Origin of the sequence: Azospirillum sp. TSO5, assembly GCF_003116065.1 — a bacterium.
GTDB lineage: Bacteria > Pseudomonadota > Alphaproteobacteria > Azospirillales > Azospirillaceae > Azospirillum.
The window spans coordinates 1-26,212 of sequence record NZ_LGQY01000019.1 but is presented as its reverse complement, the minus strand read 5'-3'; the positions used below and the strand labels follow the sequence as shown (position 1 = coordinate 26,212).

At 65.9% G+C, this 26,212-nt stretch carries 27 protein-coding genes; 17 read left to right on the top strand and 10 right to left on the bottom strand.

Annotated elements, in window-relative coordinates; translation table 11 throughout:
* Nucleotides 1-2: 2 nt before the first annotated feature.
* Genes TSO5_RS05235 through TSO5_RS05220 form a run of 4 tightly spaced genes read left to right on the top strand, consistent with a single transcriptional unit; the run spans nt 3 to nt 6,455 of the window.
* Complete coding sequence (locus TSO5_RS05235; RefSeq protein ID WP_158282359.1) at nt 3-2,906, top strand: TylF/MycF/NovP-related O-methyltransferase; 2,904 nt, start codon at nt 3-5, stop codon at nt 2,904-2,906.
* Nucleotides 2,903-4,768 carry a carbamoyltransferase N-terminal domain-containing protein gene (locus TSO5_RS05230; protein WP_109150585.1) on the top strand — a complete coding sequence of 622 codons (1,866 nt, stop codon included), beginning with the start codon at nt 2,903-2,905 and terminating at the stop codon, nt 4,766-4,768. The genes TSO5_RS05235 and TSO5_RS05230 overlap by 4 nt, the downstream gene beginning before the upstream one ends.
* Nucleotides 4,755-5,042 carry a hypothetical protein gene (locus TSO5_RS05225; RefSeq protein ID WP_146203684.1) on the top strand — a complete coding sequence of 96 codons (288 nt, stop codon included), beginning with the start codon at nt 4,755-4,757 and terminating at the stop codon, nt 5,040-5,042. Before TSO5_RS05230 ends, TSO5_RS05225 begins: the two co-directional genes overlap by 14 nt.
* 51 nt (nt 5,043-5,093) lie before the next feature.
* Nucleotides 5,094-6,455 carry a tetratricopeptide repeat protein gene (locus TSO5_RS05220; protein ID WP_158282358.1) on the top strand — a complete coding sequence of 454 codons (1,362 nt, stop codon included), beginning with the start codon at nt 5,094-5,096 and terminating at the stop codon, nt 6,453-6,455.
* A 386-nt stretch (nt 6,456-6,841) separates the two neighbouring features.
* On the opposite strand, the gene TSO5_RS05215 is transcribed toward TSO5_RS05220, so the two are convergent.
* Complete coding sequence (locus TSO5_RS05215) at nt 6,842-7,441, bottom strand: hypothetical protein (protein ID WP_146203683.1); 600 nt, start codon at nt 7,439-7,441, stop codon at nt 6,842-6,844.
* A 718-nt stretch (nt 7,442-8,159) separates the two neighbouring features.
* Nucleotides 8,160-9,254, bottom strand: coding sequence for a ketoacyl-ACP synthase III (locus TSO5_RS05205; protein WP_109150580.1), 1,095 nt, complete (start codon nt 9,252-9,254; stop codon nt 8,160-8,162).
* Nucleotides 9,255-9,493: 239 nt separating this feature from the next.
* Here TSO5_RS05205 and TSO5_RS05200 point away from each other — a divergent pair, with 239 nt between their 5' ends.
* From TSO5_RS05200 to TSO5_RS05165, 7 genes are all read left to right on the top strand, one after another.
* On the top strand, nt 9,494-10,270 hold the full coding sequence (locus TSO5_RS05200) for an SDR family NAD(P)-dependent oxidoreductase (RefSeq protein ID WP_109150654.1): 777 nt from the start codon (nt 9,494-9,496) through the stop codon (nt 10,268-10,270).
* Nucleotides 10,271-10,278: 8 nt separating this feature from the next.
* Nucleotides 10,279-10,920, top strand: a complete 642-nt coding sequence (locus TSO5_RS05195) for a Rieske 2Fe-2S domain-containing protein (RefSeq protein WP_109150579.1) — start codon at nt 10,279-10,281, stop codon at nt 10,918-10,920.
* On the top strand, nt 10,917-11,921 hold the full coding sequence (locus tag TSO5_RS05190) for an RHO alpha subunit C-terminal catalytic domain-containing protein (RefSeq protein WP_109150578.1): 1,005 nt from the start codon (nt 10,917-10,919) through the stop codon (nt 11,919-11,921). The genes TSO5_RS05195 and TSO5_RS05190 overlap by 4 nt, the downstream gene beginning before the upstream one ends.
* Entirely contained in the window at nt 11,918-12,496 is a 579-nt protein-coding gene (locus TSO5_RS05185; protein WP_109150577.1) for a GNAT family protein, read from the top strand. Before TSO5_RS05190 ends, TSO5_RS05185 begins: the two co-directional genes overlap by 4 nt.
* Nucleotides 12,497-12,574: 78 nt before the next feature.
* Nucleotides 12,575-12,937 carry a hypothetical protein gene (locus TSO5_RS33770; protein ID WP_348981048.1) on the top strand — a complete coding sequence of 121 codons (363 nt, stop codon included), beginning with the start codon at nt 12,575-12,577 and terminating at the stop codon, nt 12,935-12,937.
* A 56-nt stretch (nt 12,938-12,993) separates the two neighbouring features.
* Nucleotides 12,994-13,443: an antitoxin Xre/MbcA/ParS toxin-binding domain-containing protein gene (locus tag TSO5_RS05170; protein ID WP_109150576.1), complete on the top strand. Its 450-nt coding sequence runs from the start codon at nt 12,994-12,996 to the stop codon at nt 13,441-13,443.
* Nucleotides 13,440-13,913 carry an RES family NAD+ phosphorylase gene (locus TSO5_RS05165; RefSeq protein WP_109150575.1) on the top strand — a complete coding sequence of 158 codons (474 nt, stop codon included), beginning with the start codon at nt 13,440-13,442 and terminating at the stop codon, nt 13,911-13,913. Before TSO5_RS05170 ends, TSO5_RS05165 begins: the two co-directional genes overlap by 4 nt.
* Nucleotides 13,914-13,919: 6 nt before the next feature.
* Here TSO5_RS05165 and TSO5_RS05160 read toward each other — a convergent pair whose 3' ends face one another.
* The 4 genes from TSO5_RS05160 to TSO5_RS05145 all read right to left on the bottom strand — a co-directional run bounded on the left by TSO5_RS05160 (nt 13,920) and on the right by TSO5_RS05145 (nt 16,866).
* A complete protein-coding gene (locus tag TSO5_RS05160) occupies nt 13,920-15,041 on the bottom strand; it encodes an SRPBCC family protein (protein WP_109150574.1) in 1,122 nt (373 codons plus the stop codon).
* 85 nt (nt 15,042-15,126) lie between these two features.
* Complete coding sequence (locus tag TSO5_RS05155; protein WP_109150573.1) at nt 15,127-16,275, bottom strand: sialidase family protein; 1,149 nt, start codon at nt 16,273-16,275, stop codon at nt 15,127-15,129.
* Nucleotides 16,276-16,333: 58 nt separating this feature from the next.
* Nucleotides 16,334-16,657, bottom strand: a complete 324-nt coding sequence (locus tag TSO5_RS05150; protein WP_109150572.1) for a type II toxin-antitoxin system PemK/MazF family toxin — start codon at nt 16,655-16,657, stop codon at nt 16,334-16,336.
* Nucleotides 16,654-16,866: an antitoxin MazE family protein gene (locus TSO5_RS05145; protein ID WP_109150571.1), complete on the bottom strand. Its 213-nt coding sequence runs from the start codon at nt 16,864-16,866 to the stop codon at nt 16,654-16,656. The genes TSO5_RS05150 and TSO5_RS05145 overlap by 4 nt, the downstream gene beginning before the upstream one ends.
* A gap of 209 nt (nt 16,867-17,075) precedes the next feature.
* Here TSO5_RS05145 and TSO5_RS05140 point away from each other — a divergent pair, with 209 nt between their 5' ends.
* Nucleotides 17,076-18,065, top strand: coding sequence for a hypothetical protein (locus TSO5_RS05140; protein WP_247870598.1), 990 nt, complete (start codon nt 17,076-17,078; stop codon nt 18,063-18,065).
* Nucleotides 18,066-18,095: 30 nt separating this feature from the next.
* Here the strand turns inward: TSO5_RS05140 and TSO5_RS05135 are convergent, their stop codons facing one another.
* The gene (locus TSO5_RS05135) at nt 18,096-19,043 is read right to left on the bottom strand and encodes a glycosyltransferase family A protein (RefSeq protein ID WP_109150569.1); all 948 of its coding nucleotides are present in this window, start codon (nt 19,041-19,043) and stop codon (nt 18,096-18,098) included.
* A gap of 26 nt (nt 19,044-19,069) precedes the next feature.
* Nucleotides 19,070-21,445: a glycosyltransferase gene (locus TSO5_RS05130; protein ID WP_109150568.1), complete on the bottom strand. Its 2,376-nt coding sequence runs from the start codon at nt 21,443-21,445 to the stop codon at nt 19,070-19,072.
* A 380-nt stretch (nt 21,446-21,825) separates the two neighbouring features.
* On the opposite strand from TSO5_RS05130, the gene TSO5_RS05125 reads away from it, so the two are divergent.
* The 5 genes from TSO5_RS05125 to TSO5_RS05105 all read left to right on the top strand — a co-directional run bounded on the left by TSO5_RS05125 (nt 21,826) and on the right by TSO5_RS05105 (nt 25,681).
* On the top strand, nt 21,826-22,446 hold the full coding sequence (locus TSO5_RS05125; RefSeq protein WP_109150567.1) for an NUDIX hydrolase: 621 nt from the start codon (nt 21,826-21,828) through the stop codon (nt 22,444-22,446).
* An 11-nt stretch (nt 22,447-22,457) separates the two neighbouring features.
* Entirely contained in the window at nt 22,458-22,757 is a 300-nt protein-coding gene (locus TSO5_RS05120) for a hypothetical protein (protein WP_109150566.1), read from the top strand.
* A 186-nt stretch (nt 22,758-22,943) separates the two neighbouring features.
* Nucleotides 22,944-24,887 (top strand): alkaline phosphatase PhoX, encoded by a 1,944-nt coding sequence (locus TSO5_RS05115; protein WP_109150565.1) that lies wholly within the window; start codon nt 22,944-22,946, stop codon nt 24,885-24,887.
* A 291-nt stretch (nt 24,888-25,178) separates the two neighbouring features.
* The gene (locus TSO5_RS05110) at nt 25,179-25,400 is read left to right on the top strand and encodes a hypothetical protein (protein ID WP_109150564.1); all 222 of its coding nucleotides are present in this window, start codon (nt 25,179-25,181) and stop codon (nt 25,398-25,400) included.
* Nucleotides 25,401-25,459: 59 nt separating this feature from the next.
* On the top strand, nt 25,460-25,681 hold the full coding sequence (locus tag TSO5_RS05105) for a hypothetical protein (RefSeq protein WP_109150563.1): 222 nt from the start codon (nt 25,460-25,462) through the stop codon (nt 25,679-25,681).
* A gap of 31 nt (nt 25,682-25,712) precedes the next feature.
* On the opposite strand, the gene TSO5_RS05100 is transcribed toward TSO5_RS05105, so the two are convergent.
* Nucleotides 25,713-26,012, bottom strand: coding sequence for a transcriptional regulator (locus TSO5_RS05100; protein WP_109150562.1), 300 nt, complete (start codon nt 26,010-26,012; stop codon nt 25,713-25,715).
* A gap of 3 nt (nt 26,013-26,015) precedes the next feature.
* Nucleotides 26,016-26,212: hypothetical protein (locus TSO5_RS33125; RefSeq protein WP_211099781.1), on the bottom strand; the 197-nt coding region annotated here is incomplete at its 5' end.

Here is a 26,212-nt window from a genome sequence, read left to right as displayed (position 1 = left end):
CGATGACCGCAGAGACAATCATACCGCCGTTTGGCCGCCATGACGCCGCCACGCTGCCGGCCGCCGCCCGGATCTTCGTTTACGGGGCGGGCATGGCCGGAAGTCGCCTGCGTACCATCCTGGAAATGCGTTACTGCCGCCGGATCGCCGGTTTCCTCGACAGCAACCGAGAGGGCGAATATGACGGGCTTCCGGTCATGCAGCCCGAAAGCCTGCTGCCTGCGGACAATCCCGACCTCGTGATCGTCATCGCCAGCCAATATTGGCCGGAGATTTCGGCAAGACTGGAAAAATTCACCAAGGCCAAGCTGTTCAACGGCTATTACATGGCCACCGACGCCGAAGAGTTGGCCCCCGTCCCGACACCCGACAGGCATCTGGCCGGAGTGCTGCCGTTGCGCGTCGAAGATGCGGATGGACGGGGCAGCGTGCTGCCGGACGCCGGGGCACTGGAAGGGTGGCTTGGCCGGACACCGATTGCCGCCGAGCCGGATGCCGGCATTCCGGAAGACGGCGCGGCGGCATTGCATGCGGCACTGCGCCACCTGCTGGGTGGCGATCTGTTCTTCACCATCTCGGCCCTGTACCGCTGGCTCCGTGCCGACAGGGCCGAGATCGGGTTGGACCGAACCGGTGCGGACGGGGCGACCTTGCGGATGGGAATTTCCCTCACGCCCGAGGCCCGCTATGCCGGGCTGGAGCGGACAGCCGCAGGGGCCGCTCCCGCGTCCACCTCCACCGGCCTGTTCAGCGAGGCCGCCACCCTGGCATTGGCCCGGTTCGATGCCCATGCCGGGCGCCTGGATGCCGCCCGCCGGCGGCTCCAGGCGTTGGAGACCGGACTGCCGCCCGATCCCCGCTGGGCGCATTTGCGGGAGAATGCCGGTGTCGCTCTGGAGTTCCTGGAGCGGGGTGAGGCGGTTCCCCCGGCCTTGGCTCATCTGGCCGGCGACGATCCGGGTTATCTGGCGAAACGCATCTGCGCCCAGCCGTTCAAGCGGTTCGACGTGCAGCCCAACGGCGATGTCCTGGTGTGCTGCCACCATTGGCTGCCGACCCGCATCGGGAACATCTATCTGGACAAGACCGACGCCATCCTCAACTCGCCGACCGCCCACGACATGCGGCGCTCGATGCTGGATGGATCATTCAAATATTGCAATCTATCCCACTGCCCCATCGCCATGACGGAGGCACTGGACATCAAGCATCAATCCCCCGACCCCTGGGCACAGCAGGCGGCGGCCACACAGGACCTTCACGTCGAGGCACCGCACACCGTGGTGTTGGCGATGGACCAGACGTGCAACCTGTCCTGCCCGTCCTGCCGCCGCGGAATGATCGTTGAAAAGGGGATGGAACGCGACGCCAAGGTTGCCGCCTTGGAAAACGCGGTCCTGCCGATCTTGCCGAACGCGGAGCGGCTTTACCTCAACACGGCCGGCGAAGTGTTCGCCAGCAAGGCGTCCCGTCGGATTCTCGAGCAGATCAATCGCCGGGACTATCCGAAGCTTCTGGTCGACATCATCTCCAATGGGATTCTGTTCAGCCCGGCAGAATGGGCAAAATTCCCGAACATCCATGACATGATCGGCTTCGTGCGGATTTCGATCGATGCCGCACAGAAGGAGACATTCGAAAGACTGCGCCGCGGCGGTGATTACAAGATCCTGTGCCAGAATATGGAGTTTCTGGCCGGATTGCGGCGCAGCGGCGTCATCCCTTATTTCGCGACCTCCTTCACCTATCAGGCCGGCAACTTCCGTGAGATTCCGGCGTTCGTCGACTGGTGCCGGAACCATGCCGTCGATTACGTCAGCTTCGAAAAGCTCGAACCGCTGGCCCTGACGCCGGAGGAATTCGCCGCCAAGGCCGTTCATCTGCCCGAGCATCCGAGCCACCGGGAGTTTGCGGCGCTGCTGCACCACCCATGCCTGCGCGATCCCATCGTGCGCATCGACCTGCCTCTTCCTGAACCGTCGTCGGACGCGGGGAGGCTCAAGGCCGAGGCGGTGGCCGATGGCGATGCGGCGACGCTCCTCCCCGAACTGCGCGCCTTGCTCGAGGAGTCGTTCGTAGAGCCCGGCGGGCACCGCTTGGCCCAAACGCTGCTGACCTGTCTGCAGGACGAAAAGCATCTGGCGTCCTTCGTCAGCTTCGTCATCACGCGCTTGCTTCCCCGTGATCACCAAAGCGTGTTCTGGGGAGATCGTCTGCTGACGATCGACAAATCGGCAGGCTTCCTCGAAGAGCCCCGCTTCGCCGAGGCGTTGGCGGCGATCAGCGGGTCCCATCGATACGACCAGTTTTCCGCTCCCCATGGCGTCGCGTGGCGGATCAACACCCTGGTCTGGGCGGCACGCGCCGCCCTTCGATTGCCGGAAGGCGATCTGGTCGAATGCGGCGTCTTCAAGGGGGATTTTGCGTGGTGTGTCGCCCGCATTTGCGACATTTCCCCCAGCGGTCGCCGCTTCTTCCTCTACGACTCATTCGCAGGCTTGCATCCGACCCTGTCCAATGCCGACGACTATCCCGAAGCGCCTTGGCATCTTGATTTCGCCAACGCGGAATACCGCATCGACGGCCTTTACGAGCAGGTGGCGGCACGTTTCGCCGACATGAACAATGTGGTGGTTCGTAAAGGATACCTGCCCGAAGCGCTCGATCAAGGCGAAGTCCCGGAGAAGATCGCGTTCCTGCACATCGACCTCAATAGTCCAACGGCCGAAGTCATGTGTTTGGAGAAGCTCTTTCCAAAGGTCGTACCAGGCGGCATCGTCATTCTCGACGACTATGGCTGGAAGCTCTATCATCGGCAGAAAGAAGCCGAAGATGCATTCTTCACCAGCTTGGGCTATCAGGTTCTTGAACTGCCGACCGGGCAGGGAATGGTGGTGAAGCGATGACGCCTTTGGTTGCCGGCATTTCCTGTTTCTTTCATGACGCCGCTGCCGCACTGGTCCACGGCGATGCGATCCTGGCTGCCGCCGAAGAGGAGCGGTTTTCCCGCCACAAGCACGATGCCGGCTTTCCGGCAGATGCCTTGGCCTATTGCCTGACCCAGGCGCCCGACGGCCGACGGCCGGACATGGTCGTTTTCTACGAGGATCCGGCTCTCAAGGCAGACCGGCTGCTGTCATGCTATGCCGACACCTATCCTGGTGGCATGGCCGACTTCGCCGCATCGTGGCGCAGCTTCGCTCCGAAATGGAAACAACTGCCGGGACTGGTCGCCCAGGCCGTCGGCGCCGACGTCCCCCTGCGGATGATTCCGCATCATCTGTCCCACGCCGCGTCGGCATTCTATCCGTCCCCCTTCGAGGAGGCGGCGATCCTGGTCGTGGATGGGGTGGGGGAATGGGCGACGACCACTATCGGCGTCGGTCGGGGAGCGTCGATCAGCCTGATCGACGAAGTGTCCTATCCTCATTCACTTGGAATGATCTACAGCGTCTTTACCCAGTATTGCGGGTTCAAGATCAATTCGGGCGAATACAAGCTGATGGGACTGGCTCCGTTCGGCACGCCACGATATGCCGGGCTGATCCGCGACCATGTCATCTCCCTGCATCCCGACGGATCGTTTCACGTCAATCCGGAGTATGTCTCCTTCCACATAGGCGACCGGATGTACAGTCCGGCCTTGACCGCGCTGCTCGGACGTCCGGCACGTGAAGAGGAAACCCGGATCGACGCCTTCTATGCCGATATCGCTGCCAGCATCCAGGCCGTCACGGAAGACGCCATGCTCGGATTGGCTGCCGCCGCGAAGCGGGCGACGGGCGCGCGTCATCTGACGATGGCGGGCGGTGTGGCGCTCAATTGCGTCGCCAACGGCCGCCTGCTCCGCTCCGGCCTGTTCGACGGCATCTGGGTGCAGCCGGCCGCCGGCGATGCGGGGGGAGCCCTGGGCGCCGCTTTGGCGGGCGCGATGGACATGGGGGCGGGGCGGGAACGCGGCAGCGCGGCGGCAGCGCCGCGGTCGTCGCCGTCCCGCCGGACGGCGGCAGGCTCCAGCCAAGGCAACAGCCTCCTGGGTCCGGCCTTCGACGACGACGCGATCACGCAAGCCCTGCACGCCTTCAAGCTCGTCGCCAGCGGCCCCCTGGACACGGACGCCCGGTGCCGGCGGGTTGCCGACCTTCTGGCCGAAGGCGCCATTGTCGCCCGTTTCCAAGGACGCATGGAATTCGGACCGCGGGCGTTGGGCAACCGTTCGATTCTCGGCGATCCCCGCCGCCCGGATATCCAGTCCCGGATCAACATGGCGGTGAAGTTCCGTGAGTCCTGGCGGCCGTTCGCACCGGCGGTCATGGCAGAGTTCGTGTCCGACTGGTTCGATCCTCCGGTGGACGATCCCTATATGCTGTTCGTCTCGTTCCTGCGCCCCGAACTCCGGCGCAACGAGGAGACGGCGGGGGAATGGGACGACGACATCATCCGCCGTGTCCAGGCGGTCCGCTCGCCCTTGCCCGCGATCACCCACATCGATTTCAGCGCCCGCGTCCAGGCGGTGGAGCAGGCGGTGAACCCCGGCTTCTGGAAGCTGCTCGACACGTTCCGCACGCGAACCGGTTGCCCTGTCCTGGTCAACACATCCTTCAATGTGCGCGGGGAACCGATCGTGTGCACCCCGGGCGAGGCCTTGCGATGCTTCCTTGCCTCGGGCATCGACGCTTTGGAGATCGGTTCATATCTGCTGCTGAAGAGCGATAACATGGATATTGCTGCAACGGTGCGACCCGGAGGTGGCTTTGCTCTCGATTAACGGCGATGGCCTCTCCCGGCTGTTTCGGCGGGTGGTCGCCGGCTATCCCAAAACCGGCGACCATGCGTCAAAGGGCGGCGGCTTCACGCCTGTTCGCGACGCCGCAAGCCGGATCGCCGATTATCCCGCCGATGATCTGATCGCCCGGTTGGATCAGGTCGCCAAGGTTCCCCTCGATGCATCGGCCAAGGACCTCATCGCCCAGGCCCTGGCAGAATGCGGGAGCCTGCCGCTGGATACCCGCATTTCACCTTTCCGCTATACCATCGCCTGAGGCATAAGCCCTATAGGTACGCTACCCTCTTCTCACCCAATGGTCCCGGTCATGAGCCAAGCAGTTGAAGCGCCAGCACCCGCGGTCATCGATTACGATGTCTGGCGACGGCGTGTCCGGCAAGACACCTTCGCTCGTTACCACCTGGGCATGGCGGATGCCCTGCGGACCGCGGGAACCCCGGAGGAGGCCATCGCCGCCTATCGCCGTGCGATTGCCGAAATGCCGGATCTGAAAGAGGCTTATTTCAACCTGGTCGATTTCCTGCGTGAAAATGGTCGGGATCGGGAAGCCGAGGAAACCCATCAGGCCGCCCTGGCTGCCTGTCCCGGCTATGATGTCGATACTCTGCTCGAGCTTTGCAAAGCGGAAATTCTCCAGCGGGGAAAAGACAACGAGTGGCCGAGACTGGCCAAGACCGCCAGTCGCCTGGTCGACTTGGCGGTGAACGATTCGGTGGCGGCGGCATATGGTGCACTGTCTCTGCTGTATGTCGGCGACCTTGAAAAGGGTTTGACGGCATTCGCCGCAGCCCGTGAGCGTCTGGGCGAGGCCCCCGAGAATCTGGTGGCCGACTACACTGAAGTAGCCCGACGCCGGCTTTGGGAAACGGAATGGCATGGCCGCATCACCTGGCGGGATGACACCTTGTCCACCGGCCTGGCAATGCTGGACTGTGCACGGAAGCTGGCGCCTCGGAACGACGCATTGCTGTCGACCCACCTGTCGGTGCTGCTCTTCCAATACCGGCCTAAAGAATTGCTGAAGGCTGCCGCCGAGACTTACAACGGACCGGCATGGTCGCCGACATCCGCGCTCTTTACCGCCCAGGCCTATCTGCAACTTGGATGCTGGGATGATGCGGGTGCCGAACTGCAGGCGGCACTGCCATCGACAACCGATGCCGTCATGCAGGATTTCATGTTGAGCGGCATTGCCTACGCCCGTCTCGGGAAAGGCGACATCGCCGGGGCGCTGGAGGCAGTGACCACTCCGGCCAACTCCTTTGCCGCCCATACCACCCGCCTTCAGGGATTGATCCTCTTGGGACAAGGGCGGCCGGCCGAAGCCTTGTCCATGATTGCCGCGGCGCAGGCAAAACTTCCCATGCTGGAGGGCTGGACCGCCGATATCGCCTTGTGCCATCAGGCTCAAGGGGATTGTCAGAAGGCGGAAAGCCTTTGCCGGCAGGCTTTGGCCGCCGCCGGAGTGAAAACCCGTTATCTCAGCGTCGACGACCCATGGATTCATTTGTCATTGGCACTGGCGCTCGATGGACAGGGAAGAACCCGGGAGGCAGACGAGATCTTCCGGAACAAGCTTGGAACCCGGTCAGACCTGATACCCGGCCTGTTGCCTTTGCTGCCGGCGTGGGGCCACGGCTTTATCAACCGCAACCTGCAGCAGGACTGAGAGTTTATGAGTTTTTGCAGCTCCTGCCGAGAGACGCTTCAAGTTTGAACCGCTTCGCATCGGCTCTCATCATGTGCGTCTCTCGGCCGTCCTTTCCGCGAAGGCGGGGATGAGGGCCGACGATAGCTTCCGAAAACTCACAGACTCCGACCGCCAGGGAATCGGGACATGGGGCAAGATGGTGGTCCTCATTGCCCGCAGGATCGGAAGACCGCCACCTCCATCGGGTATGGTCACAACCAGTTCCGATCATGTCGGCGAGCGTTTGAACAGACCGTTTCAACCACTCGCCGACCGCCGCGACGGCCGCGCCTCCATGGGCGCGGTAAAGACTGCATGGAGTTCAAACGTAATACTGCAAGCCAAAATATTGGCTTGCACCGCCATTAAAGACCGGCTTTGCACCATGGTTCACGGATCGACGTAACCCAACCGTATCCATGTTCTCTCAACAGACTACGGATTTCGGTATCGTAGAGAGAGGCGATCAGAATGCGATCGTCTGGACGACGGTCGACGACGTAATCCTCGAACTTATGGACAGGGCGCTCTTCGAACATTCCCGATTTGAATGTGTCGATGAACGCGTCGATCTCAAGGCCAAGTTTCCGGAACTCCGCGGCAACGAGAGCCCCCAGACCTCCGGCGCCATAGATAAAGATCCTGCCGGTCTGCCATTTGTTGATGAGATCAACGGTCTGTCGCGGCCAGGAAGGACCGGTGGGAGTGTCGACGGGAACCACAAAAGGTATGTCGCGGCGCTTCTGGGCAACGATGAAGATTATCCCCTCCATCGGTTTGACATCCGGCATGCCATATTCGTACAGATATTCCGGAATGTTCCAATGCGTCGCCGGACAGTGGGCACCCATTCCCCACTCTATGATTTTGTAATCGTTGTACTGGCAAATGGCAATAAAGAATGCAGGATCATACTTAAAAAAAATCCATGTCCAAAATAGTCTGACAATGGAAGTATATGCCACATCAGACCTCCGACTTTAGTAATACCATGAACGAAGCGGAAGCAGTTCAATTGGCTTAGAATATGCTCGGTCGTACCAAAATTCGTTGTTAGATCGGAACTGGCCATATACTGAGGAGGAACAGAATCTGTGTTCAAGTCGATAGGAATTCTATGCGGAGCCTCTGCCAGATCGAAACTGATGGATGAGAATCCGAGAGCTTCGTAAAAAGAATGAGCATATTGCTCGTTGGAAAGTTGGTTGAAGTCGGCCTCCTGATAGGCATGATCAGGTCGGCTTCTTTTGACGAGGGCAGCAACCAAATCTGGATCCGGTTTGCTCGAAAGCTCCTACGCTCCAAGCTCAACAAAAAATCCGCTTTGTGGGATCAGTCCTTTTTCCTTGAAGGAGACGATTTTCTCAAAGTCCTGAAATGACATTCCCACGTTTTCTCTCCATTCGTTCACAAGAAGCTTAATTTTATCAGCAAACCAACGCTTTGATCATCTTGATCTTACAGTTGCGAGAAGCATTGCAACTCAGATATCAGGTATCGGTCGAATGGGAAATGGCGATCTCCGCAACCAGCGGCGGAAGCTGTTCGCCGGCCTGACCTTGAAGGGTCGCATGACCTCGAACAGGACGAAGCATGTTTCGATGACGCTCTCCAGGTGTCGAGGAGGGACATGTCACGCGGACTCACGAACTCGGCAGGAATGACGGCACCAGACCTGCGCGCTCACACCGCCAGCACCGGATAGCCCTCCGGCAGATCGACCACCTGCGGCTCCGGCATCGGCCCCAGTTCCGCCACCATCGCGCCCCAGGACCAGCCCACCCCAAAGCCGGCCATCAGCGTCTTCACCGGCCCGGCCGCCAGCAGCCCCCCCATGCTGTGGCAGATCGCCAGCGGGATGGAGGCGGAGCTGGTGTTGCCGAAGCCCTGCATGTCGATGACGAAACGGTCGGCCGGCGCCTTGATGCGCTTGCGCAGATGCTCCAGCATGAAGGCGTTGGCCTGATGCAGGACGAAGCGGTCGATGCCGTCGACATCGGTGCCGGCATGCTCCATCACCTCGCGCAAGAGCGGCGGCACGGCGCGCAGCGTGAAGGAGAACACCTCCGCCCCGTTCAGCGTCAGGCGGGAGTCGCGTTCCAGCTGGGCGGCCTCTTCCTCGTCGGCGATCCGGCCGGCGGTGCCGACCGGCGGGATCAGGCAATGGCGCTTGCCACCAGCCTTGACGAAGATGTGCGGGGCGCCGGCGCCGTCGGTGCCGATCACCACCGGGATGGACGGAGCGGATGCGTCGACTTCCAGCGCGGTGGCCGATCCGGCGTCACCGAACAGCGGCAGGGTGGCGCGGTCCTCCGGGTGCAGGTGGCGGGTCGGGTTGTCGCCGCACAGCACCAGCGCCCGCTTGGCCGATGATCCGCCCAGCAGCTTCGCCGCGATCCACAGGCCGTAGACATAGCCCGAGCAGCCCAGCGGCACGTCGAAGGCCGCCGCACTGGTCGGCAGCCCCAGCCGGTGCTGCATGATGCAGGCGGTCGCCGGCAGCACGTAATCGGCGTCCTGCGAGACGAAGACCAGCACCTCCACCGTCGCCGGGTCCCAGTCCAGCTGCTGCATCAGCCCTTCCGCCGCGGCGATACAGAGGTCCGACGCGCAATAGGGCGGCGGCAGGACACGGCGCTCCTGGACGCCGATGGTGGCGGCCAGCTTCTTCGCCTCCTCCACCGTGAACATGCCCGGATCCGCGACGAAGGAATGGCGCTGGGGCGGCACCACCGCGCGCAGGCCGGCGATCCGGATGCCGTCGATGATGGCTTTCATGGCTGTCCTGTCCTTCGCGTGTTCGCGGCCCGGCGGGGCCTCTTCGGGAATCGGTGGCCGGCACCATAGCGCAGAGTGGTCGCGAACTGGTTTCCAGATCCTTGATTTCGGGCAATTACCGCGCACGACACTCCGGGCCGGGCACCATCCACCGCTCATCGAAAAAGCCGCAGCGGGGGGCGGAGGGCGCCTGTGCTATGGTCCCTGACCTCCACGCCACCGCAAGGACCCGCACCGCCATGACAGCCGCCTACAACCCCATGGACCTGACCGGCCGCCGCATCCTGGTGACCGGGGCGTCGGCCGGGATCGGCCGGGCGACGGCGGTGGTGCTGGCGAAGCTGGGAGCGCGGCTGGTGCTGAACGGCCGCGACGAGGAACGGCTGGCCGAGACAGCAGACCGGCTGGAGGGCGATGAAGAGGGTGGGGGGCACGCCATCGCCCCCTTCGACCTGTCGGATCTCGAATCCGTGCCGGGCTGGGTGAAGGGACTGTGCGCCGACGACGCCCCCTTCGATGGCATCGCGCATTGCGCCGGCATCCAGACGCTGCGGCCGATCCGCATCTTCTCCGCCGCCTTCTTCGACGAGGTGATGCGGGCCAATCTGGGCAGCGCGTTGGCACTCGCCCGCGGGCTGCGGCAGAAGGGTTGCCATGCAGACCGGGCGGCGATGGCGCTCATCTCCTCCACCGCGGCGACGGCGGCCTCGCCGGGCAACGTCGTCTATGCCGCCAGCAAGGGCGGCATCATCGCCGCCACCAAGGGGCTGGCGGTGGAGCTGCTGAGCGACGGCATCCGCGTCAACTGCGTCGTTCCCTCCATCGTCGAGACCGAGCTGATCGAGCGCGGCAAGCAGAAGCTGACCGCCGAACAGTACGAGCATCTGCGCACGCTGCAGCCGCTGGGCTTCGGCCATCCCGACGACATCGCCCACATGATCGCCTATCTGCTCGCCGACACCAGCCGCTGGATGACCGGGTCCATCGTCACGGTGGACGGCGGCCGCACCGCCTGAGGTCCGCGATGCCCGCCCCCGTTCCCGAAACCCGCTGGTTCCATCTCTGCATGGAAGACGACCTCGCCAGCCCCAACGCCTTCGTCACCACGCGGGTGGGGGCGGTGCCGCTGGTGGCGCAGAACATCAAGGGGCGGGTGGTCGCCTTCCGCAACGTCTGCACCCACCGCTTCGCCGTGATCCATGGCGAGCCGTCGGGCTGCGGCCCCTTGCGCTGCCCCTATCACGGCTGGAGCTTCGACGCCGACGGCGTGCCGGTAGGGCTGCCCTTCAACCCGACCGACTTCCAGCTGGAGGCCGAGGGCCGCCGCCGGCTGGCCCTGCACCCGGCCTCTCTGGCCCGCTGCGGCCGGCTGGTCTTCGTCCGGGTGGCCAGCGACGGCCCGTCGCTGGAGGAGGAGCTGGGAAGCGGCCTCTTCGCCCGTCTGGCCGCCCTGTCCGACGCCTTCCCCCGCCGCAGCGATGCGGTGGAGCCGGAGGACGATTGGGAGCGCATCGAGGCCGCCAACCTGCGCATCGCTTTGGCACCCGGACGGGCACTGGTGCTACACAGCGCCGCCCCGATCGGCGCCGACCGGCGCTTTTCCCGCACCATGACCTTCCATCCCGCCACCGCCCCCATTACGACTGACGCGGAGCTGCCGGCATGAGCGCGCATCCCGTCCACAGCATCGTCCCCGAGGCCGGCGCCTTCCTTCCCCACAGCCATTTCTGGACCGGGGAGGCCTTCGCCCGGGAGCGCGAGCGGGTCTTCGGCCGCTGCTGGCTCTATATGGGCGTGTTCGACGACACGAATGTCCTGACCGCCGAGATGGCCGGCCTGCGCTTCGAACTGCGGCGCCAAGGCGAGGCCATGGACGGCGTCTGCCGCGACGGGGAGCGGGTGCGGCCCCTGCAGATCGACCGCTGCGGCGTGCTGGTCTTCGCCCGCATGGCGCCAGGGGAAGATGGGAATGGCGGTCCGACCTTGGCCGAGCATCTGGCGCCCTACGGTGAGCGGCTGGCCATGATGTCGGTCAACTGCTTGAACCCGCAGGTCCCGGTCGGCATCGCGTTCCAGGCCAACTGGAAGGCGTTGGTCGAGAACACGATGGACGATTTCCACGGCTCCACCGTCCATCCCGACACCATCCACCCCGCGGTGCATCCCGACTGGCAGAGCCACCTCGTCACCGAACGCCACGGCGCCAACAGCGATTCCCGCTGGCTGCTGGCCGACGGCACCGCCGGCTGGTGGGCGAAGCTGGACGCCAAGCTGCGCATGCGCCGCTTCGCCGACGAGTCCTTCTACCGCCACACCTTCATCTTCCCGAACTTCTATCTGGCGACCTTCTATGGCGCGACGGTGATCCCGCACCGGGTCGATCCCGTCGCCCCCGACGCCTCGGTCCTGCGGTGGCAGCTGTTCCTGCCCACCACCCGGCTGGAGACGGCGCGCGAGCAGGCCTTCCACCGCTCCACCGCCGCCTACCTGATCGAATCCGCCGGCACGGTGATCGCCGAGGACCGCCCGGTCTGCGAGGCGGTGCAGCAAGGCCGTCCCGGCATCGCCGACCTTCCCCACATCACCGGCATCTACGGCCGGCGCGAACGCCGCATCCTCGACTTCCATCAGGCGATGCTGAGGCAGTTGGGAGAGACAGCGCAATGAGCGAAAGTCATGGAAGCGGCGCCCTGACCTTCATCGAGCCGACGGAGGAGCACGCCCAACTGCTGCTCGACTGGCGCACCCGTCCCGACATCGCCGGCCAGATGCTGAGCGTCGTCCCCTACGACGTGGAGCGGCAGAAGGCGTGGCTGCGGCGCAGTAAAGAGCGCGACGACTATGTCCACCGCATCCTCTGCGTCGACGGGGAGCCGGCCGGCCATGTCTCCATCACCGTGACCGAACCGGAGTGGCGGATCGCCACCATCGGTGTGCTGATGGGCGAGCGGGCAGGGCGGATGGGGGCGGCCCCGCTGAACTTCGCCTACATGCTGAACCACGTCTTCTTCACCATGGGCTTGCGCAAGGTGGTGAACCACATCCTGGGCACCAACAGCCCCCGCCTGCTGAAAGGCCAGCCGATGATCGGCTACCGCCCGGTCGGCGTGCTGAAGCGCCAGGTGGTGAAGGATGGCCAGGAGATCGACCTGCACATCTTCGAAATGCTGGCCGAGGACTGGCTGGCGGTGCGCGAGCGCTTCCGCATCTACCAGGACATGGACGGGCGGGAGTGGCGGTAGAGAGGGGCGGGGTGCCATCATTGAAATCGATGCAATCGCTGCCTGACCTTTTCCTTCCGACATGCTCAGGAGCGACCGATGGCCAGCATCACGATCCGGAACCTCGAGGATCCGTTGAAGGCCCGGCTGCGAATCCGCGCCGCCCATCACGGCCGCTCGATGGAGGATGAGGCCCGCCACATTCTGCGCGCGGCACTCGCGGAAGAGAACCAGCCGGTGACGGATCTTGGGGAAGCCATCCACCAGCGGTTCGCGCGGCTCGGCGGTGTCGAGGTGGCGGAGGTGAAGCGCGAAGCCCTGCGGACGCCGCCGTCGCAGCATCCCGTGGCGCTGCCTTGGCAACCAGGAACGTGGCGGATTTCCTGGATTGCGGGGTTCCCATCATCAACCCGTGGGAAAGCTGAGGCTGCCGTCCTGAAAGGAGCCGACCGGCAGACTTGATGCACTCCGCGCAAGATGCCAAATTCAAAGCGGCAATTTGCGCAAGGGAGGTTGACATGCAGATTCCCGTTTCGCCTGCGGCCCTGGCCGAGCGCCAGCGGGTGCTTGCCGCCGACCTTCTGGGGTTGGACCATCCGCCTGCCGACGATCTCGACGTCCTGCGAATGGTGCGGGGCCGGCTGTCTCCCCAAGCCGTCGGCGCCTTGCAGGCGGCCGGGCTCGACGCCCGCACCCTGGGCCGGATCATCCCCCGGCGCACGCTGGAACACCGCCGGCAGAAGGGGGAGGCGTTGTCGCTGGAGGAGAGCGAGCGCGCCTACCGCGCCGCCAGCATCGTCGCCCTGGCGCAGGCGGTGTTCGGCAACCGGGACAAGGCGCTGTCTTGGCTCCATGCCCCCCGCAGCCGTTTCGACGGCGAGGCGGCCATCGCCCTGATCGATACCGACATCGGCGCCCGGCTGGTGGAAGAAGCCCTGATCCAGATCGACGAGGGCTATTTCGCGTGAGGCTCTGGCGGATCAGCAACCATGCCGATCTGCAGGGAGTCGGAGGTCTGCGCGCCGGCGCCCGCTGGCACAATCGCGGGCGGCCCATCGTCTATCTCGCCGAATCGCCGCCCGGCGCCCTGATCGAGATCCTGGTCCATCAGGAGATCATCTCGCCCGCCGCCCTGCCGGACCGCTACCGCCTGCTGACCGTCGCGGTGGAGGACGGGGTGGTTCCCCTGGATGCGCCGCCGCTTCCCCCCGACTGGCTGGAGCGGACGGAGGTGACGCGCGCCGTCGGCGATGCGTGGCTGGCGAACGGCCGGTCGGCCCTGCTGCGGGTGCCGAGCGCCATCATGCCCGACGTCCACAATGTCCTGCTCAACCCGCTGCACCCGGATGCCGGAAAGCTGCGGATCGCCGACGTCCAGGACGTCCCCTTCGACCCGCGGCTGTTCAAGACCGTCCCGCCGGCGGGAAAACAGCCGTAACCGCCCCTACACCCCCATCATCCCCCGCCACACCGCGTGGAACTGCTGGATGCGCTCCTCGTTCAGGCCGAGCACGGCAGGGCGCTCGGTCTGGCGGCAGCCGCGGAAGGCCAGTTCCGACGCCTCCTGGTCCTCGTGCAACAGGGCGACGTTGAGATCCCGCGCCCCCTCCTCGATCAGGCGGCGGGCGGCGGGGCCGCCCTTTCCGGCATCGCCGTCCGGATCGGCCAGGAACAGGCGGAGATTCAGCGCGCAGCGGTCGGGGCCGAGCGGGTCGTAGGTCTGGACGCTCATCACCGCGCCGCGGGTGAAACCGATCTCCAGGTTGGGGAAGACGTGCAGGTGGTCGTACTCGCGCAAGGCATGGCTGGGGCGGAAGCCCAGCCGCTCCGACACGCCGTCCCACCAGCGGGCACTCTTGTCCGACATGCCGGTCACGCCGCGGGAATGGGCGCCGTCATAGTCGCAGCGCCAGTCGCCCTTCACCAGCTTGCGGAAGGTCGTGGGGTGGGTGAGGTCGGCGTGGTAGACCTCCAGCACGCTCTCCACCCCCATCTTCCAGTTGGCGGCCCATTCCATCGACCGCTCGTCGAAGGGACGGACGAAGATCTCCGAGGCATGGCGCAGCACGTCGGCATAGACACCCAGCCAGTCGCCGAGGTCCGGCCCCTCCGCCGCCACCCGCAGGAAGACGAAGCGGCCGCACACCCCGACCGCCACCGGCGTCAGGGCACGGCCGCAGCGGCCGGCGGAATCCAGGCCGAAATTCGCCTCGTTGCCGGGAATGCCGTAGGGCACGCCGTCGCGGTCGAAGGTCCAGCCGTGATAGCCGCAGCGCAGCATGCCGTTGCCGCGGGGCGCCCGGTGGATCATGGCGAAGCGGTGGGTGCAGACGTTGCGGAATCCCCGCAGCTCCCCGTCGAAATTCTGCACCAGCACGTCCAGCCCGCCGATCCGCCGGGTCAGATAGTCGTTGGGCCGGGCAAGCTCGTCGGTGAAGCCGGCGAAGACCCAGGCATGGCGGAAGACCCGCTCCTCCTCCATCCGGAAGATCTCCGGGTCGTGGTAGGCGGCGGGGTCGATGCCGGGGACGGCCTTGGCGGCGACGAAGGGGAGGGGGCTTTCCATGGGGCCGAAGGGTAGCCCGCGCCCCGCCGGCCGGTCCAGGGTACAGCGGGTCGCAGGTGTCGGGTCGCAGGTCTCCCCTGTCCCGTCACGGCCGGAACAGCGTCGCCTCGATCCCGCGCAGCCCCGTGGCGTCGCAGATGTAATAGGCGACCATGGCGCGCCCGTCCGGCAGCACCGCCGCCCAGGGATAGCCCAGGTCCGGCGCCGGCCCGTCGTCGCGCAGCACCAGCTCCGGCACCTCACCGGGCTGCTGGCGGCGCGGGTCGTAGAGGCGGGCGCGCACACCGTAGGGCGTATGGCGATAGCCGCCGACCAGCAGCAGCCGGCCGTCCGGCAGCGGGCAGGCGTCATAGGGATGGCCGACCACCGTCTGGCGCCGCCACGGTTCCCAGCTGTGGCCCAGATCGGTGGAGCGCGAGGTCGCCAGATGGTCGTCCAGCCCGGTGGTTCGGTGGAAGGCGTGCAGCACCCCGTCGGCGTCCAGATGCAGCGCCGTCTCGCAGAAGCCGGCCTTGGCCTCGGGGTCGATGGCGATGATCGCCCGATGGACCCAGCTCTCCCCCCGGTCGGTCGAGGCGAAGAGATGGCTGGCATAGGTGCCGGTGGAGGGGTGATGGGTGTAGCCGGTCTGCAGGATGGTGCCGTCCGGCGCCTCCACCGCCCGGCCGCGCACCGCCCCGCCGAAAAAGGGCCGCTGTCCCGGCACGATGTCGGGATGGCCGGGCAGGGGGGGCAGGTCGCGGTGCGGCGTCCAGCTCCGACCGCCATCGTCGCTGTGCCGGCTGTAGCCGCCCCAGAAGATGTAGAGGTCGCCGGTCTTCTGCGGATTGCCGGTCAGCCCGATCCCCAACGCACGCAGCGCCTCCCCTTGCGACGACGGCACCGGATACCAGCAAAATCCGGTCAGCAGGATGCGGCCGTCACGCAAGCTCAGCAGGCTGGCGTCCTGGTCGGCCGCCTGCGGATCGGGAGGCAGGGGCATCTCCTCGCCCAGCGGTTCCGCATCGGGGCCGAGCCGCAACAGCACGGTCTGCGAACGGGAATCGAGATGGTCGACATGGTTGAAGCCGGTCTCCCCCGTACGGAACGTAGCCCCGCGCAGCCAGCGATGGTCGCGCGCCCGCCTGAAGGCCAGCAGCACCGATCCGTCTCCCATCGGGGTAAGCGACGGGAAGGACGCATAGAACCGCGGGTCGCGGTACAGCACGCGATGTTCGGCACCGGTCATGGCCATCGGGTTCCCTACTCCCTCTTTGAAAAGCAGCAACGAGCCTGCACAAGGACGAATCTGTTCAGGCCACCCCGATCCAGAGGAGGAACGCCCGGTTGACCGCCAGCATGCTTTCATCCTCCAACCGTCCGAACGCCGCGCCGATCTTGTCGCGGGCGATCGTCTGGACCTTGTCGACCATCACCTGCGAGCGTTTGCGCAGACCGTTGCCCGGAGTCGGATCAACCGACAGGCGGAACAGCGGCGCGTCCACCAGGGCGCTCGTGATCGGCAGAATGGTGACGCTGGGATGCCCGTCGAACAGGTCGGACTGGATGACCAGTGCCGGACGCGGCTTGCCGTAGTCACCCTGCAAGGCGACCGTCACCAGATCGCCGCGCCTCACTCCCAGCCCTCGGTATCGCGGACCGTATCCAGCCAGTCCATCGTCTCCTGCTCCTGCGGCGTGTCCCGGACCAGCAGAGACTGGCGCCGGCATTCGGCGGCGAAGCCGGGCCGGCGGGTGTCCGGCACCCAGATCTGCAACGGCCGCAGCCCGGCGGCGCGCAGGCCGTTGCGGTGGCGCTGAACACGGAACGAAAGCGGCATGGGCATGGGCAGGCACTCCCTTATGTTACATGTAACATTGATCGTCCGCCGATCCTGTGCAAGCCCAACCCCAATAAACCCGCCCCTCTATAGACCCGCGACGTCGTGCCTCAGCAGCAGTGCGGGACGGCGATGCGGATGCGCCTTGAAAGACCACTGCCCTTATGGAGAGTCTTCGCCACAGAGAATTCTCCTTCCGCGCGGTGTCGCATCCCATGGCGTCCTCCTTCGTCCCCACCTCCGCCCCCGTCGGCAGCTTTCTGGACAATCTGCGCACGCGCATCGCCTCGCCGCGGGCCTATTGGCGCAAGGCGAAGGCCGATCCGCGCTACGCCATCTACGACATCCTGCCCATCGTCACCGATCCGGTCCTGCGCGACCGGCTGGCGGCGCTGATCGCGGCCCGGCGGCCGCGCACGCCGGGCTTCTACCCGTCGCTGGAGGCGCGGGACTGGTGCCGGACGCTGGAGACGGACGGCATCACCCCGCTGCTGCCGCCGATCGATCCGGCCATCGTCGCGAGCTTGCGCAGCTATTTCGAAAACACCCCCTGCCAGGATCCCTTCCGCCCGCATCTGGGCTGGTTCCGGCCCGACAGCCCGCCCAGCCCGGAGTCCAACATGGGCTATCACGGCGTCGACCAGATCCTGCGCGCCCCCCATGTGCTGGCTCTCTTCAACGACCCGCAGGTGCTGGAGACGGCGGAGCTGCATCTCGGCTGCAAGCCGATCCTCGACAACATCGGCTGCTGGTGGTCCTGGGGCGGGGAGAGCTTCGGCGGACGGGAGGCGGCCAAGGGCACCCAGCGCCACCACCGCGACCTGGACAGCCTGCGTGGCTTCAAGCTCTTCTTCTACCTGACCGACGTGGACGAGGACGGCGGCCCGCACATCTTCGTCAAGGGCAGCCACCGCAGCCGCCTGCTCTCCACCAGCCGCGCCCTGAGCGACGCGCAGGTGGAGGCCGCCTTCGGCACCGCCGGCACGGTGACGATGACCGGCCCGGCCGGCAGCCGCTTCCTGGGCGACACCTACGGCGTCCACAAGGGCGCCCTGCCGCGGCGCGGCCGGCGCCTGCTGCTGACGGCCCAGTACAACATCAACCGCAGCCCCCACGGCCCGACCGTGCCGCCGCTCGACCGCCGCTCTCCGGACGTGCCGGACGGGCTGGACCCCTTCGTGAACCAGATCTACGTGGCGCCGTAAGGGAGGGACGGGGACAGCCTTCCGGCGGCTTCACCCCATGGCGAGAGCCGAGGCATAGCCGATCTCGTAATAGAGCCGGATCATCGCCCACAGGCTCTCGCCCTCAAGGCTGTCGATGTCGATGGCGGTCAGATCGGCCAGATTGACGTTGAAGTTGCAGCCCTGTTCCGCCTGCCCGTTCCGCCGTTGCATCAGACGGTTGGAGACCCCCTGGTAGAACATCCGCCGCATCAGCCAGCGTCGGTTCAGCCGGTCGGGGTGGATGAAATGGGACACCGTGGCAGCCGGCACATAGTAGGTTGCGGCTCCCGCACGGCGCATCTCCGTGAAGATGATGCCTTCGTTCGCCAGCAGCCCGTCCCCCCTGCGGCCAAGGTCGGTCGGGAAGGCGCGGCCGGCCATCAGCCGCTTGCGGAAGGCGCAGTTCCCTTCGCCGAACCATTCCGCATCACGCAGGAAGCGGGGTTCGCTGTCCCAGCCCCAGCGGCACGAGAAGAAATGCAGCATGTCGTCGGCCAGCCAGTCCGGCCTGGACAGCGCGCCGAAATCCGGCTCGACCTCGCCCGCGACGATGTCGACGGCATCGCCCAGCCGGTGGAAAGGCTCCAGCAAGCGCTCCAGCCAGCCTTCGCAGGCCCGCTCGTCGTCGTCGATGAAGGCGATCAGCGCTCCCGCCGCCTCGGCCACGCCGCGGTTGCGGGCGAAGCTGACGCCCGGACGCTCCTCCAGGATGTGGCGCAGCGGCACGCCCCGCAAAGCGAAGGCGGCCTGCCGGCGCTCGACGACCGGGCGCCCTTCCGCCAGCGGGGAATTGTCGATCACGAGGATTTCATGCGCAGCACCCGGAGAGCCGCCCACCCGCTGCCCGATCAGACTGTCCAGGCAGGCACCGAGCAGTTCAGGACGCCGATGGGTGCAGATGACGATGCTGGCGGCAATTTCCGGGCTGTCAGCGCCGGGGATTCCGGTGGTCGGCATGGTGGTTCGCCCGTCAGTGGTCGCCGTCATTGGTCTGCATGGACGATGCGCAGGTCCGGCAGGCCCCAGGCGGTGACGCCCATGTCACGGGCCATCATCGCCAGCCCCTCCGTCTCGATGTAGCCGCGATGGCTGTAGGGAGGAAAACACAGACCCTCGCGGTGAAGGTCCGCCCGCACCAGCAGCGCCGTGCCGCCGACCCCGTCCAGCGGCACGATGCCCTCGCCGGCGAAAGCGTCCAGATAGAGCCGGCCGACGCCGCGCGGCGGCTGGAAGACGCCGTCGGCCAGATGGCGCGGATCCTCCCCGCCCGTCTCCGGGGCCGTCAGCCGGAAGCTGTTGAGGTCGAAGGTCCGCCCGTCGGGCAGGACGCAATGGGGAACGACGATGTCGCGCCCGGCGGCGAGCAGGCGGGCCAGCAGGTCCGGAGGATAGTCGACCAGATCGGCGTCGAGCCACAGCACCCAGTCCTCGTCCCCCAGCGTGCCGGACAGCAGCCGGTTGCGCGAGCGTGCCAGCAGTTCCCGCCGCCGTCGCTGGATGTCCGGCGCCCAGCGCGGCCCCTCGGGCCGGAACCCGTAATCGTGACGCAGCAGCGTCACCCGGCGGTAGCGTTGCCGCAGTTCCGGCAGCCGGCCGCCCAGCCAGTCATGGGTACCGTCGGCGCTGTCCCCCTCCAGAAAGCCCAGCGACAGGCGGGACGGGTCGTGGTCGAGCCGGCCGAGCAGCTCCAGGTAGCGCGGCAGATGGGCGACGGCGTCCTTCACCGGGGTCAGCACCAGCACCTTTTCCTGCCGCGCCGCAACGATCGCCGGGACAGACATCGCCGGGACAGGCGTGACGGCACGCCGATAGGCTTCCACCGGCAGGCGCTTGCCCATCTCCTCCAGCATGGCCCGGCAGCGGTCGCCGCCGAAGCGGGCGGTGGCGATCTGCCAGTGGACCTCGAAATGAGAAGCGCCGAAGGTGTTTGTGCCATGGACGACGTAGGTGTAGAGCCGCGGCAGGTCCATCCGGACGACCCGGGCCGTGCGACGCAGCTGCTCGACCACCGGCGTGTCCTCGCCGCGACGAAGCGCCGGATAGCGGGGCATCGCCGCCTTCTCGCACAGAAGCGAGCCTTCCCAGTCCCGTTCGCAGGACACCGCCAGCCGATCCTCGGCCGGCCACCAGATCATCCAGCGGCCGAGCAGGCAGGCCTGCGCGCCGGCGGCGGCCAGCACCCGCTGCTGCATCTCCAGCCGGCAGGGGTCGTACAGGTCGTCGTCGTCCCACTGGCAGACATAGCGGCCGGCCGCATGGTCGACGGCGATGTTGCGCAGTTCGCCCAGCGTTGCGCCGCCCTGCCGGCCGGCCGCATCGACCCGGATCAGACGGATGTTCGGGCAATGGGCGGCGCGGATGGCGCGCTCCAGCGGGTCGTCCTGCGGCAAGGCCGGGCTGTCGCAGACGATGACCAGTTCCCGGTTGGGATAGGTCTGGCGCGCGAAGCCGTCGATGGCGAACTCCAGCAATGCCCTCCGCCCTCTGGTGACCATCAGGCAGGAGATGAGCGGCAACCCTTCCGCCTTCGCCCCCTCCGCATTCGCAAGCGGGGAGCGGGCGCTCTCCGGCCGCCCGTTGGTCACCACCGCCGCGACCTGCCGCGGCAATGCGGCCTCAAATCCGGCGCCGCGCCCGGCGACGCCGCGGAACCAGGTGCCCTCCCAGTAATGGACGGCATAGGCCCGGCGGGTCGCCTGTTCCCAGAAGGCGAGGTCGAACAGGCGGCCGCTCCAGCAGTCCTCCTTGGTCACGGGATAGAGCAGGTCCGGCGGCAGCACCGTCACCGCGGCAGCACCATCCTCATGCCGGCCCCCTTCATAGGAAGCATGGGCGCGGGTCAGCAGGAAGGGGCCGGTGGCGTCCAGCACGTCGGCGCTGGACCGCGCCTCGACCAGCCGCTCCAGCAGATGGTCCCAGAAGGGATGGCCGGGCACCGTCGCCAGGAAGGACGGGCACAGGATGCGGGGAAGCCCGCGCTCCACCGCCTTCGCCAGCCTGCCATGCTCCTCCGGCTCCAGCCCGACGACGAAGCTCCGGCCCTCCAGCAGCCCGTCGATCGGACGCAGGCATTCGAAATCGAGGTCGGCATAGACCCCGCCGAAACGGCGCAGGATCAGGTAGCGCGCCAGATCGATCCGCGCGATGGGATCGGCATAGCCGTGGAAGACCGGCAGCAGCGCCGGATGCTCCTCCGCGATGAAGCGCCCGATGTCCTCGTCGGTCCAGAACCGGTACTCGAATCCGGGATTGCGCTCGATCCAGCTGCGCTGCAGCGCCTGGAATTCCGGCGGAACGTCACGTGTCTTCCAGGTCTGGTGGATCAGGCGCGGGATCGGGGAACAGGGGGCGATGCGCATGGACTTTGACTGCAATTGTGCATAAATCGATAAGCACTTTGCCGAAGAGGCTCAATGGAAATGGATAGTCTGCGGAAATCGGTCACAACTCGTTTCATTTAGCGCGCGCATTAGGAGCATCTTTCGTTGGAATATTTTCCAATGCGCAAGTCGATCAACCCCAACGTTGCACAAATATTTCCACAGTAACTCTGGATTTGTCATTTTATATCGAATTATCCTCATTAAGTTGCAGATGCGATAAAGTCCGCCTGTCTGGCGGCCCTGTACATCCCTCTTGCGGATGACTGGACGCGGACGGACACCTGCTGGTAGGCCATCGCCCGATGCCGTCCCTCGCAGCAGAGATGCGGCAATATTCTCAAAGAACAGGCTCTCCCATGCCCGGACACCGACCCTACCGCCTGCATCGCCCCTGGACCGTGCTGGGCAGCCGCGAGCTGCTCGACGCCGATCCCTTCCTGAAGGTGCGGGTGGAGACGGTGGAACTGCCGGACGGACGGCGGATCGACGATTACTACCAGTTCGACCAGCCCTCCTTCGCCTGCATCTTCGCCGAGACGGCGGACGGGCGGATCGTCACCTACCGCCAATATCGCCACGGCCCGCGCAAGGTCGGGCTGGTCTTCCCCGGCGGCCACCTGTCCCCCGGCGAGGAGCCGCTGGCCGCGGCCAGGCGCGAGCTGATGGAGGAGACCGGGATGGAGGCGGAGCGCTGGACCGACCTCGGCGCCTACATCGTCAACGCCAACCAGGGCGGGGCCTGGTCGCACATGTTCCACGCCACCGGCTGCCGCCGGGTCGCCGACCCGATCGCCGACGACCTGGAGGACACCGAGATCCTGCACCTGACAAGGGCGGAGCTGCTGGAGGCCATCGGCCGCGGCGAAATGCACCTGCTGACCCAGATCGCGCTGGTCAGCATGGTCTGGCAGGCCGACATCGCGCGGGTGCTGTCCCGCCCCCATTCACCAGACACAGCCCCCAGAAACGCCAGTTGAGGAAAAGCCCGATGACCCGCTTCGCCCTGTCCACTTCGATGGCCGCCCTTCTGTTGACCGGCGCCCTTGCACTCTCCGCCGCATCCCCGGCCGCCGCCGAGCCGATGAAGGGCCGCTACGAGCTGCGTTGCCAGGATCCGCAGACCCGGCAATGGACCGTCACCGGGCAGGTGACCAACCCGGAGATCGTCGATCTGCCGGCATCCGGCGGGCGCCCCAGCGGTCGCGAGGTGCGCGGCACCGGGGCTGACGGCAAGCCGGTGACCCTGCCCATGCCCTCCGACCGCACATGCATGCTCAGCGCGCGCTGAGCAGGGCTCACTGACCGGGGATGGTCGCGCCCTATCGAACGGGGAGGCGACCGTCAAACTGTAACATCCCCGCTGTAGCTTCCCGACGCTCGCCAAGAACAAGGTGGCGCCGAACGGGCTCCAATGGCCCGACGGTGCCGCTCATGCCAGCCGCTTGCCCTGATGAGGGTTCGGGAGACACCAGCCATGACCGATTTGCCTGTTCAGCTGTTTGAGGCCCATCTGCCTGAAACGTCGCGCCGTTCGGTGCTCCGCGCCCTTGCCGGCCTGCCGCTGCTGCCGGTCGCCGGCATCGGCGCCGGCGAGCTGCTGTTCGCCTCGGGCGCCGATGCCGCTGCCGCCAAGGGCGCGCCGGTCGCCGTCGAGTTCGTCGGCATGGCCGCCCCCACCGCCGCCGCGGCGCAGGCCAAGACCACGGTCGAATCCAGCATGGTCGTGACCTGGGCCGACGGCTCCAAGCAGAGCTTCGCGCTGGGCTACCAGCCGCTGTTCATCACCGGCGACATGGTGCCGGACGGCAAGAGCGGCACGATCCTGGCCGGCGGCTATACCGACATCAACGGCAAGCCGATCCTCGATCAGTCGATGGCGACCCCGGCGCCGTTCTTCTCCGACTGCCCGGACGGCTGCAACCTGCTGGCCCCGATCCCCGGCGCCAAGGTGGCGGGCGTCACCGGCAACACCCTGTTCGCCGTCGTCCAGTTCGAATACGCCACCCGCGATTCCAAGGACGCCTCGATGTACGGCAAGCTGCCGTCGCCGATCGCCGTCCTGACGCTGGACCAGAACAAGGAAACCGGCGCGCTGAAGCTGGTGCAGTACCACAACGTCGACACCAGCCCGGCGCACGGCCTGTGGATCACCTGCGGCGCCAGCCTGTCGCCCTGGAACACCCACCTGTCGAGCGAGGAGTACGAGCCGGACGCGGCGGCACTGGACGACCAGTTCCGCGCCTACAGCAAGAACCTGTTCGGCGACGAGACCAAGGCCAACCCCTACCACTACGGCCACCTGCCGGAAGTGACGGTGAACGCCGACGGCACCGGCACCATCAAGAAGCACTATTGCCTGGGCCGCATCTCGCACGAGCTGGTGCAGGTGATGCCGGACGAGCGCACCGTGCTGATGGGTGACGACGCCACCAACGGCGGCCTGTTCATGTTCATCGCCGACAAGGCCAAGGACCTGTCCGCCGGCACCCTCTATGCCGCGAAGATGGAGCAGGAGGCCGGCAAGGACATCGACAAGGGCGGCGCCTTCGCCCTGAAGTGGGTCAAGCTGGGCCACGCCACCAGCGCCGAGATCGAGAAGCTCGCCGATAGCCTGAAGGCCGCCGACATCGTCGAGGTGAAGAAGGAGGATCCGAAGGACCCGTCCTTCACCGCCATCCCCTTCAGCGGCAAGACCCAGTGGGTCAAGTTCAAGCCGGGCATGGAGAAGGCCGCCGCCTTCCTGGAAACCCACCGCTACGCCCCCACCGTCGGCGCCACGCTGGCCCTGACCAAGCTGGAAGGCGTCACCGTCAACGCCAAGGACAAGACAGCCTACATGGCCGTGTCCTACATCTACAAGACGATGAGCGACGGCAAGAGCGGCATCAAGGTCGACAAGATCAACGCCGGCGCCGTCTATCAGCTGCCGATGAAGGGCGGCCAGACCGACATGGCGGGATCCGCCATCGCCAGCGACTGGGTGCCGGTGCATTTCAGCGCCGTCCCGGCCCTGGTCGGCCGCGACCTGACCACGCCGGACGCGCTGGGCAACACCGCTGACGCCGACCTGATCGCCAACCCCGACAACCTGAAATTCTCCGAGAAGCTGCGCACGCTGTTCATCGGCGAGGACAGCGGCAACCACGTCAACAACTTCCTGTGGGCCTACAACGTCGAGACCAAGACGCTGGCCCGCATCCTGTCCTGCCCGGCCGGTGCGGAATCGACCGGCCTGCAGGCGGTCGACGACGTCAACGGCTTCTCCTACGTCATGAGCAACTTCCAGCATCCCGGCGACTGGGAGAAGGGGCTGCACGACAAGGTGAAGGACAGCCTCGCCGGGCTGATCGACGACGCCTACCGCAACCGCCGCAGCGGCGGCGTCGGCTACATCCACGGGCTGCCCCAGGCTGTCTGATGGGAGCGGTCTGACGGGAGCGGTCTGACGGGAGCGGTCTGACGGGAGCCTGATCGGACCGATCATGGAACGGTGGAGAACGCGGCCGGGCAACCGGCCGCGTTTTTTCATGCGCGACCGAAAGAAGTAACACTACCGCAAAATCGCATAGCGGCGTTTTTCTTGGAAGTGGTAATCACCAATCGACCTAGGACCAATTGGTGATCTTAACACCTCGTTAACTGGCCGGATGGCTCAATAAGCTCATCAGAACGGGCAGAAGCCTCCACCACGAATACAGGGATCGCCACCATGTCCAAGACCGATTGCGCCGCCAACGTCTTCGCCTCTGCTTCCCTGCACCTGGATGTGGTCGACGAATTCATCGCCATCACCCAGTCGAAGCTGAACGGCGCCACCAGCGAATTCACCCGCGACAGCCTGACCGACCTGCTCTCCGGCTTGGCCGAGCAGCGCGAGACCTACCGCACCGTGCTCGCGGCCGTTCAGCCCGCCAACGCGCTCGCCGCCTGATCCTACCGCTCCAGTCCGCTCCCTCTGCGCCGCCCCCTCCTCCGCGAAAGACCCCCATCATGACCGCCCCCATCGCCGCCCCGATCGCCAAGGACGTACTCGCCTCCGCCACCCTGCATCTGGACGTGCTGGAGGAATTCATCGCCGTCGTCCGCCGCCGGATGGCGTCGACCACCGACACCTTCGCCCGCGACAGCCTGAACGACCTGCTGCTGAGCCTCACCGAACAGCGCGACAGCTACCAAGCCTTCCTGCCACTGGCCGCCGCCGAGCCGGTGTGAGGGTGGAGCGTTACCGGGGAGCGGGACGCGGTCAGGCGCTTATGCGTTCCCGTTCCCGTATGTAGGCGATGACCGGCAGCAGGCTTTTGGTCTGAGGATTGCCCCGGGGGCCAAACATGCGCATCAGGCTCTTCTCCGGCGTCCCGACAGCCTGCGCCAGGGTATCGAAACCAATGGTCGCATTGATGTAATCCCGGATGAGCGACTTGGCTGTTTCGAAATCGTTGTTGAGCAGACAGTCGCAAGCCTCCTCAACGAGCGCTTTACGGAATTCCGGATCACGTTCGGCACGCGCCTTGATTGTATCCTTGAAGTCGCGGGTCAGCGCCATCCGTCACCTCTTCTTCGCTTGCCTGCGCGCCTCTTCGGCCGCTTTCCGCGCGGCACCAGCTTTCCGGCGCTTGTACTCGGCCCATAACCGCTTGGCATCCTTGATATCGCCATCCTGCGAGGTCTTAGAGTCGGACTCGGAATCGGCATGGCTGTGGCTATGTCCGGGCCACCCGTCTTGAGAGCAGTTTGACGCTGGCG

Coding starts and splice junctions, on each gene's coding strand:
- TSO5_RS05235 (WP_158282359.1), top strand. CDS start 3: ATGACCGCAGAGACAATCATACCGCCGTTTGGCCGCCATGACGCCGCC.
- TSO5_RS05110 (WP_109150564.1), top strand. CDS start 25,179: ATGTCCAAGACCGATTGCGCCGCCAACGTCTTCGCCTCTGCTTCCCTG.
- TSO5_RS05100 (WP_109150562.1), bottom strand. CDS start 26,012: ATGGCGCTGACCCGCGACTTCAAGGATACAATCAAGGCGCGTGCCGAA.
- TSO5_RS05205 (WP_109150580.1), bottom strand. CDS start 9,254: ATGAAAGCCATCATCGACGGCATCCGGATCGCCGGCCTGCGCGCGGTG.
- TSO5_RS33770 (WP_348981048.1), top strand. CDS start 12,575: ATGGCCAGCATCACGATCCGGAACCTCGAGGATCCGTTGAAGGCCCGG.
- TSO5_RS05155 (WP_109150573.1), bottom strand. CDS start 16,275: ATGGCCATGACCGGTGCCGAACATCGCGTGCTGTACCGCGACCCGCGG.
- TSO5_RS05220 (WP_158282358.1), top strand. CDS start 5,094: ATGAGCCAAGCAGTTGAAGCGCCAGCACCCGCGGTCATCGATTACGAT.
- TSO5_RS05195 (WP_109150579.1), top strand. CDS start 10,279: ATGCCCGCCCCCGTTCCCGAAACCCGCTGGTTCCATCTCTGCATGGAA.
- TSO5_RS05145 (WP_109150571.1), bottom strand. CDS start 16,866: ATGCCCATGCCGCTTTCGTTCCGTGTTCAGCGCCACCGCAACGGCCTG.
- TSO5_RS05160 (WP_109150574.1), bottom strand. CDS start 15,041: ATGGAAAGCCCCCTCCCCTTCGTCGCCGCCAAGGCCGTCCCCGGCATC.
- TSO5_RS05200 (WP_109150654.1), top strand. CDS start 9,494: ATGACAGCCGCCTACAACCCCATGGACCTGACCGGCCGCCGCATCCTG.
- TSO5_RS05185 (WP_109150577.1), top strand. CDS start 11,918: ATGAGCGAAAGTCATGGAAGCGGCGCCCTGACCTTCATCGAGCCGACG.
- TSO5_RS05135 (WP_109150569.1), bottom strand. CDS start 19,043: ATGCCGACCACCGGAATCCCCGGCGCTGACAGCCCGGAAATTGCCGCC.
- TSO5_RS05105 (WP_109150563.1), top strand. CDS start 25,460: ATGACCGCCCCCATCGCCGCCCCGATCGCCAAGGACGTACTCGCCTCC.
- TSO5_RS05170 (WP_109150576.1), top strand. CDS start 12,994: ATGCAGATTCCCGTTTCGCCTGCGGCCCTGGCCGAGCGCCAGCGGGTG.
- TSO5_RS05120 (WP_109150566.1), top strand. CDS start 22,458: ATGACCCGCTTCGCCCTGTCCACTTCGATGGCCGCCCTTCTGTTGACC.
- TSO5_RS05125 (WP_109150567.1), top strand. CDS start 21,826: ATGCCCGGACACCGACCCTACCGCCTGCATCGCCCCTGGACCGTGCTG.
- TSO5_RS05140 (WP_247870598.1), top strand. CDS start 17,076: ATGGCGTCCTCCTTCGTCCCCACCTCCGCCCCCGTCGGCAGCTTTCTG.
- TSO5_RS05230 (WP_109150585.1), top strand. CDS start 2,903: ATGACGCCTTTGGTTGCCGGCATTTCCTGTTTCTTTCATGACGCCGCT.
- TSO5_RS05115 (WP_109150565.1), top strand. CDS start 22,944: ATGACCGATTTGCCTGTTCAGCTGTTTGAGGCCCATCTGCCTGAAACG.
- TSO5_RS05130 (WP_109150568.1), bottom strand. CDS start 21,445: ATGCGCATCGCCCCCTGTTCCCCGATCCCGCGCCTGATCCACCAGACC.
- TSO5_RS05190 (WP_109150578.1), top strand. CDS start 10,917: ATGAGCGCGCATCCCGTCCACAGCATCGTCCCCGAGGCCGGCGCCTTC.